We start from the raw sequence: 6765 nt of genomic DNA, 5'->3' as shown, positions 1-6765 counted from the left end.
GCATCTACGAGATGCCCTTCATTTCAGGAATGTTGTTACTGTCGCAAGTTCAATTTTCCCTGATACGACGGGCATTTCGTGGTTAAAACGCCGAGCAGCTCCCAAATCTCATCGGTGGATCAAGGCTTAGCCGTCCCCGCTCACCTCGAGGATCCTGCGGAGAAAGACCTTTTGCTCTTTGGAACGGACAAGGTGTCCCCCTTGGGGGCCGAGGATCGTCCGGTGCGCCGCGCGGTCTTGGGCGGGTCCTTCACCGACTACCAAATCTGGGTTGGCTCGGACGACCGAGCCCGCGCCTTTTCCACCACGGCCCGCACCATGAAGGACGCCGATGGCAACTACGATGGCGCCGTCATTGCCTTCCACGACATCACGGACATGCTTGCCGCGCTGGCCGCCAAGGATGACTTTGTGGCCAGGGTCTCCCATGAATTTCGAATACCGCTGTCCTCCATCCTGGGCTATGCAAGCCTCATCATGGACGACGGCCAAGACCTTCCTGCCGAGATAACCAGTTCCCTGGCCGTCATCGAACGGAATGCCGAACGTCTGCTGGGTCTTGTCAATGACCTGCTGGCCACCAAATCCATGATGTTCCGCCCCGCTCCCACCGACTTCGCCCAACTAGTAGCGCACAGCTTGGCGGCAGCAGCACCGGCGGCCATCACAAATGCGGTCACCTTACACAATTCGGTCGAGGGTCCAATGCCTGTCGTCGGTGACGCCGGGAGAATCGGACAGTTGTTGGATAACCTCATCTCCAACGCCATCAAGTACTCACCCGATGGCGGCACCGTCACCGTGCGGGCCTGGACAGAGGGCGAGGACCTCCTGTGTACGATCCAAGACACGGGAATAGGCATGAACAACGCCGAGCAGGCAGAAGCATTCACCAGGTTCTTCCGCGCCGACCTGGCCCTGCAACGCGCCATCCCCGGTCTCGGCCTAGGCCTACGGATCACCAAATCCATCGTGGAAATGCACGGCGGGACCATTAGTTTGCAAAGCGCGCCGGGAGCCGGAACCACCATCCGCTTCACCCTGCCAGATTCCGTATACACACACCGGGTACTCCAGGACCGTTAGAGAGCCCCCTCACGGATACCTTGGCTCAGCGCTCCAGCGGCCGGCTTCCCTGACATCAACCACGGAACTCCGGCAACCTGGCAGCACCCCTGCGCGAACTTCGGCAGTACGGCGGTTCCGCAACCGCCAAGGGACTATTCCCCTGCCTCCGGGCTGGCCGTAACGATCAACACCGCAGTTCACCAATGAGTTGCCGCGCACGGAATGGCAAAATCTACTGAGTCGCCTCATCCCTCGAGCCAACGAAGCAACAGCCGAGGCTAGAAAAAGCCACTAAACACTGCCAAAAACAGGCCCTCTACCGTTGTGATTCACAATCCATTGCAGTGGTCTTCTGAAAACGACACCGTCGCCCAAGCCGATGGCGAATTCAGGCGGTCGTCGGGATTCCGCTCCACCAACGCAACGGGATGCGACCTACCGGGATTCCTGGGCCTTGTACTCGCCGCGTTCGGGTCATCCAGACACGGTGAAAGGTAAAGAATATGGTCAGGGCTATCTGGAACGGGAAAGTCATTGCCGAGTCCCAGGACACGGTGCTGGTGGAGGGCAACCATTATTTTCCCCGTGAGTCGGTGAATCCGCTGTATCTCAGAGACAGCGACATGTATTCCGTCTGCCCTCGGAAGGGGCAAGCCGGCTATCACGCCCTGGAAGTGGACGGCCAGGTCAACGTGGATCCAGCCTGGTTCTACAGCGAACCCAAAAAGCGGGCCGCGCCGATCAAGGGCCGCATCGCCTTTTGGCGGGGAGTGACGATTGAAGCATGAAGCGGGGGATGCGTAGGGATGGTCAGAGGTAACTGCAGACCCGGGACTGATCGCATGCTGAGGGGTTGCCGGCCGCAACGGCCTCGTACGAGGCCGCCACACCTGCCCGCAGGGCCGTCAGTTCCGCGATTTTCAGGTCTAGCTCAGCCAGCTGGCCCGCCAGAAGGTCCTGCACATGTGCGCAGGGCGCGTTGCCGGCCTCCCTGGCGGCGAGGATGCTCCGGATCTGGCTCACGGACAGTCCCGCGGCCCTGCCCCGGGCAATGAAGTCGAGCCGGATTACGCTGTCATCTCCATACTGCCGATAACCATTGGGACCCCGCCGGGCAGGTGGAAGCAGTCCTTGCTCTTCGTAGAACCGCAGGGTCTTCGGCGTCATCCCCGCCGCTTTGGAAACTTCACCAATAAGCATCACTGACCTCGCTTCCAGCACCAGATGCCGCGGAAATTCCCGGCGCTCCCGGGCGGCCTGCAGGTTCAAGTATAAGTAATGGTTGCCACTGCCCCAAGGAGTCGACGCCATGGATGCCGGGGAATTACATCCCCTTGACCTTCCCCCACAGGGGAAGGTGCAGGCTGAAAGGAAGAACCTAGTGCGGGTCCGTCGGGGAGCCGCCGTTCAACCCAGGGATCAGGTTCCCTGCTACCGGGGGAGGTTTTGTGGTTGCAACAAAAGAGTGTGACTTTGACCTGGCGATCATTGGCTCCGGAGGGGGCGCCTTCGCTGCGGCCATCCGGGCAACCAACCTGGGTAAAAGTGTCCTGATGGTCGAGCGCTCGGCAGTTGGCGGGACCTGCGTGAACACCGGATGCGTTCCCTCCAAGGCGTTGCTGGCAGCAGCCGAGGCCCGCCACGTGGCCTTGGACGCCGCCGGCAGATTTCCCGGAATCAGTACTTTTGCCGAGGCGGTGGACATGCCTGGCCTGATCGTCGGGAAGCGCGCCCTGGTGGAGGGGATGCGCTCGGAGAAATACGTTGACCTGATCGCCGATTACGGGTGGGAGGTGCGGCACGGTACTGCGGCGTTCGCCGGGACACCGGAGGACCCGAGGCTGGAAATCACCTCGTCCGAGGGCATGCGGGAGTCGGTGACGGCGGCCCACTACCTGGTGGCCACCGGCTCGGCACCGTGGGATCCCCCGGTCCCGGGACTTCGGGAAACGGATTATCTGACCTCCACCACGGCGATGGAACTGGAAGAGGTCCCGGAGTCCTTGCTGGTAATTGGCGGCGGCTACGTGGCCCTGGAGCAGGCGCAGCTGTTCGCGCGCCTGGGATCCAAAGTGACCATGCTGGTGCGGTCACGGCTCGCCTCGAGCGAAGAACCCGAAGTCTCCCTGGCACTGATGGGCGTTTTTACCGATGAAGGCATCCGCGTCATTCGCGGGGCGACCTTGGCCTCCGTGGGCCGCGACGCGCAGACGGGCGGGGTGATGGCAGTGGCCGAGCTTGCCGGCGGCCAGGAAAACTTCCGGGCCGCACGGCTCTTGGTCGCTACCGGGCGGCGCGCAGTGACCGAAGGACTGAATCTGGACACCGTCGGGGTGAAGACCGGGGACCGGGGCGAGGTCCTGGTGCAGAAGACGCTGGCCAGCACCCACCCCAGGATCTGGGCCGCAGGCGATGTGACCGGGCACCGCGAATTCGTTTACGTCGCCTCCGCCCACGGTGCCCTCGCCGTCGAAAACGCCTTCATTAACGCCGGCCGCGAAATTGACTACCGTCACCTGCCCCGGGTGGCGTTCACGAGCCCCGCCGTGGCCGCCGTGGGCCTGACCGACCAGGAAGCAAAGGGCGAGGGCATCAGCTGCGAATGCCGTGTTTTGCCGTTGGAGTACGTTCCGCGCGCCTTGGTCAACCGGGATACGCGGGGGTTCATCAAGCTCGTGGCCGAGAACGGGAGCGGCCGGATCCTTGGGATCACCGCCGTCGGCAAGGAGGCCGGTGATATTGCCGCCGCCGGTGTCTACATCCTGGAGGCAGGCATGAGCGTCGAGCAGGTCGCGAACCTGTGGAGCCCGTACCTGACCATGGCCGAGGGCATCAAAATCGCCGCTCAGTCCTACACCACCGACATCTCGCGGCTCTCCTGCTGCGCAACCTGACCACGGGATGCCGATTCACGAGGAAAGGGAGGAACTGATGGAGGAACGCTTTGATGTGGCCGTCCTGGGCATGGGACCAGGAGGTGAAGTGGCGGCAAGCCGGCTCCTGAAGGCCCACAAGAAAGTCGCTGTGATCGAACGCGAACTGATCGGCGGCGAATGCGCCTACTGGGCCTGCGTGCCCTCCAAAACACTCCTGCGTCCCCCGGAAGCCAGGACCGCAGCTACCCGGGCGGCCGGCGTCAAGAAAGCCGAACTGGACTGGAGCGCAGCCAGCGACTACCGGGACTACATGATCCGGCATCTCGACGACACCGCCCAGGTCGATGGCTATAACGGCCGGGGCGCCACCGTGATCAAAGCCGAAGCCACAATCACCGGACCAGGCACGCTGCAGGCCGAAGGCAGGACCATCCACGCCGATCACATCATCCTCGCGACCGGATCCGAGGCCTTCGTCCCCGAGCTGGAAGGGGCAGAAAACGTCACCCTCTGGACCAACAGGGAAACCTTCACGGCCACCACTTTGCCCCGCCGCGCGGTGGTCATCGGAGGCAGCGCGGTGGGCACCGAAACAGCCACGTTCCTGGCCCGCTTCGGCGTGGATGTCACCCTGGTGCACCGCGGCAAGAGCCTGATGGAACGCGAGGAGCCCCGCGTCGGAGAACTGACGCGGCTCTTTCTCGAAGAGGCCGGCGTGGAGGTCCGGCTGGAAACCAATCCTAGGCGCGCCCGGCGTGAGGGGAACAGCAGTTCGCTGGAGCTCGACGACGGCACCTCAGTGAGCACCGACGTCGTCATTTTCACAACGGGACGCACCCCGCGGAGCAAGGATCTGGGCTTTGAGGCAGCAGGGGTGAAGCTTGACCCCAAGGGTGCGGTGGTGATCGACGAGCAGTGCCGGGCCGGTAACAACGTGTGGGCGATCGGGGATGTCACAGCGGTCATGCCTTTCACCCATGTGGCCAAGTACCAGGGCCGTATCGTGGCAGACGCCATCCTGGGCCATGCCAGGCCGGCCACCTATGACGGCATCCCCAGGGTGGTGTTCGGGGACCCGGAGATCGCGGCCGCGGGGATCACCCAGGCTCAGGCCGACGAGCAGGGGTTGTCAACCGCTTTCGCCGAACTGGACCTGGCCGAATCGCTCGCCCGCCCCTGGACCTACGAACAGGACCCCCGCGGACACCTCGGGCTTCTCACCGACACCGACAGAGGCACCCTCATCGGGGCATGGGCCGTATCCCCCTTGGCCGGGGAGTGGATCCACCAGGCCTCCCTCGCGATCCGGGCCCGGATCCCCATCGCGGTCCTGCACGATCAGGTCGCGCAGTTCCCCAGCTACAGCGAGGCCTTCCAAATGGCCTTGGATAACCTCAAATACCGGAAGGAATTCTGATGAGCAACGCAAGGGATGTCACCGACAGCACGTTTGAACAGGAGGTCCTGCGATCAGAGAAGCCGGTGATCGTCGATTTCTGGGCGGAATGGTGCGGGCCCTGCCGGATGGTCTCTCCCGTCCTGGACCAGCTTGCGGCTGAGTATGCCGGGAAAGTGGACGTAGTCAAGATCAATATCGATGAAACCCCCCGAGTAGTGGAGGAATTTGGAATCGTCTCCATCCCCGTCATCTACCTGTTCAAAGACGGAGCCCCGGAATCCGCCGTGGTCGGTGCCCGGCCCAAGCAATACCTCGAGAAGGAATTCGCGGAGTACCTGCACTGACTCTCTGCGTCCGCATAGCAGAAGGCGCAACTGGTGCAGGAGATCCTGTACGACAATCCAGGCAGCACGGAAGGGAAAATCCGATGGGATCCAAAGATGACAATCTGCAAACACCGACCATGGAACGGATGAAGGCACTGGCGACAGCCAAAGCCGCCGCGGAAAAACTGAAATCCGCAGGAACATCAGCGTCGACTTATGGGCAGCAAGGCCGCGTGCCGCTGGCGACCGCCCAGTCCATCGTCGATCACTGGCCCGAGGCACCGAAGTTGACGGCAACCCAGCTTTTGGAGCACTACGGCCCCCCGCACGAGGCCACACCGAGCAAACTCTTTTGGTATGCGACGCGCCCCTGGGCCAGGATGGAACTTACAGCGGACCATGTGCTGCACAACTTCCCCACTCCACATGTGGACTATTTCACGCAGTTCGTCAGCTACCAAGTGCCCCCTGGCAGGGCCAGCGATCTGGCAGCTTTCGACGGCAGTGTCATCGTGGACCGGACTTCCGGGCAGTTGGGCTCCCGCTGCGACCATGAAGCGTTCAATACCCTTACCCTGAACCTTGCGGTGGAGATCATTGAAGGAAAACGAAGCCTCGAAGATGCCAGGGAACTTTACGCTCAGACGGCCGCCGCCTATGTGATGGGCCGGGATGCGCCCTATGCGGAGCGGCTCCGTTTCACTCCCGTTGCCGGTAGCGCCGATCCTGACGAGTCCGTGATCGCTTCTGCAATGGCCGAACAGATGATCGAAAAGGTCAAAGATACCTTCGGGGCGGGTGACCCGCCACAGTAGGCAGCGCACTTCCCATCCGGAACTTTTGCAAGAGCAGGCTCGTCCCCCACGGGAACGAATGAAGGAGAAGCGCGTATGAAACCCTCAACCATTGTTTTCGACGTCAACGAGACCCTGTCGGACATGTCCCCCATGGGGCAACGGTTCGTCGAGGTGTTACCGAGCGCGTAAATTGACCATGGCGGCGTCGCCTTGAATGCCGACGAATTTGGTGGGTTTGGTCGTCATCGTGACGCGGTCGTCGGCAACGCTGCCGGGCACATGGAAATCGTCATTGGTGT

7 protein-coding genes are annotated in these 6765 nt (G+C 62.3%); 6 read left to right on the top strand and 1 reads right to left on the bottom strand.

Going from position 1 to position 6765, the window contains the following annotated elements:
• Window positions 1-201 precede the first annotated feature (201 nt).
• Together DQ353_RS20845 and DQ353_RS20840 are read left to right on the top strand one after the other, a co-directional pair.
• A complete protein-coding gene (locus DQ353_RS20845; protein ID WP_146755367.1) occupies window positions 202-1086 on the top strand; it encodes a sensor histidine kinase in 885 nt (294 codons plus the stop codon).
• A gap of 485 nt (window positions 1087-1571) precedes the next feature.
• The gene (locus tag DQ353_RS20840) at window positions 1572-1856 is read left to right on the top strand and encodes a DUF427 domain-containing protein (RefSeq protein WP_113765101.1); all 285 of its coding nucleotides are present in this window, start codon (window positions 1572-1574) and stop codon (window positions 1854-1856) included.
• 22 nt (window positions 1857-1878) lie between these two features.
• On the opposite strand, the gene DQ353_RS20835 is transcribed toward DQ353_RS20840, so the two are convergent.
• Window positions 1879-2268 (bottom strand): heavy metal-responsive transcriptional regulator, encoded by a 390-nt coding sequence (locus DQ353_RS20835; protein ID WP_113765100.1) that lies wholly within the window; start codon window positions 2266-2268, stop codon window positions 1879-1881.
• 248 nt (window positions 2269-2516) lie between these two features.
• On the opposite strand from DQ353_RS20835, the gene merA reads away from it, so the two are divergent.
• The 4 genes from merA to DQ353_RS20815 all read left to right on the top strand — a co-directional run bounded on the left by merA (window position 2517) and on the right by DQ353_RS20815 (window position 6484).
• A complete protein-coding gene (gene merA, locus DQ353_RS20830) occupies window positions 2517-3962 on the top strand; it encodes a mercury(II) reductase (protein WP_113765099.1) in 1446 nt (481 codons plus the stop codon).
• 37 nt (window positions 3963-3999) lie between these two features.
• Window positions 4000-5361 (top strand): dihydrolipoyl dehydrogenase family protein, encoded by a 1362-nt coding sequence (locus tag DQ353_RS20825; RefSeq protein WP_113765098.1) that lies wholly within the window; start codon window positions 4000-4002, stop codon window positions 5359-5361.
• A complete protein-coding gene (trxA, locus tag DQ353_RS20820; protein ID WP_113765097.1) occupies window positions 5361-5687 on the top strand; it encodes a thioredoxin in 327 nt (108 codons plus the stop codon). Before DQ353_RS20825 ends, trxA begins: the two co-directional genes overlap by 1 nt.
• An 83-nt stretch (window positions 5688-5770) precedes the next feature.
• Window positions 5771-6484 (top strand): hypothetical protein, encoded by a 714-nt coding sequence (locus tag DQ353_RS20815; RefSeq protein WP_146755366.1) that lies wholly within the window; start codon window positions 5771-5773, stop codon window positions 6482-6484.
• The last annotated feature ends 281 nt before the right edge of the window (window positions 6485-6765 follow it).

This window comes from Arthrobacter sp. AQ5-05 (assembly GCF_003287975.1).
Lineage (GTDB): Bacteria > Actinomycetota > Actinomycetes > Actinomycetales > Micrococcaceae > Paeniglutamicibacter.
This window is presented reverse-complemented; position numbering and strand designations above follow the sequence as displayed.

Excerpts from the sequence above, each read along its gene's own strand:
- DQ353_RS20840 (WP_113765101.1), top strand. The coding sequence starts at position 1,572 with ATGGTCAGGGCTATCTGGAACGGGAAAGTCATTGCCGAGTCCCAGGAC.
- DQ353_RS20835 (WP_113765100.1), bottom strand. The coding sequence starts at position 2,268 with ATGCTTATTGGTGAAGTTTCCAAAGCGGCGGGGATGACGCCGAAGACC.
- DQ353_RS20825 (WP_113765098.1), top strand. The coding sequence starts at position 4,000 with ATGGAGGAACGCTTTGATGTGGCCGTCCTGGGCATGGGACCAGGAGGT.
- trxA (WP_113765097.1), top strand. The coding sequence starts at position 5,361 with ATGAGCAACGCAAGGGATGTCACCGACAGCACGTTTGAACAGGAGGTC.
- DQ353_RS20815 (WP_146755366.1), top strand. The coding sequence starts at position 5,771 with ATGGGATCCAAAGATGACAATCTGCAAACACCGACCATGGAACGGATG.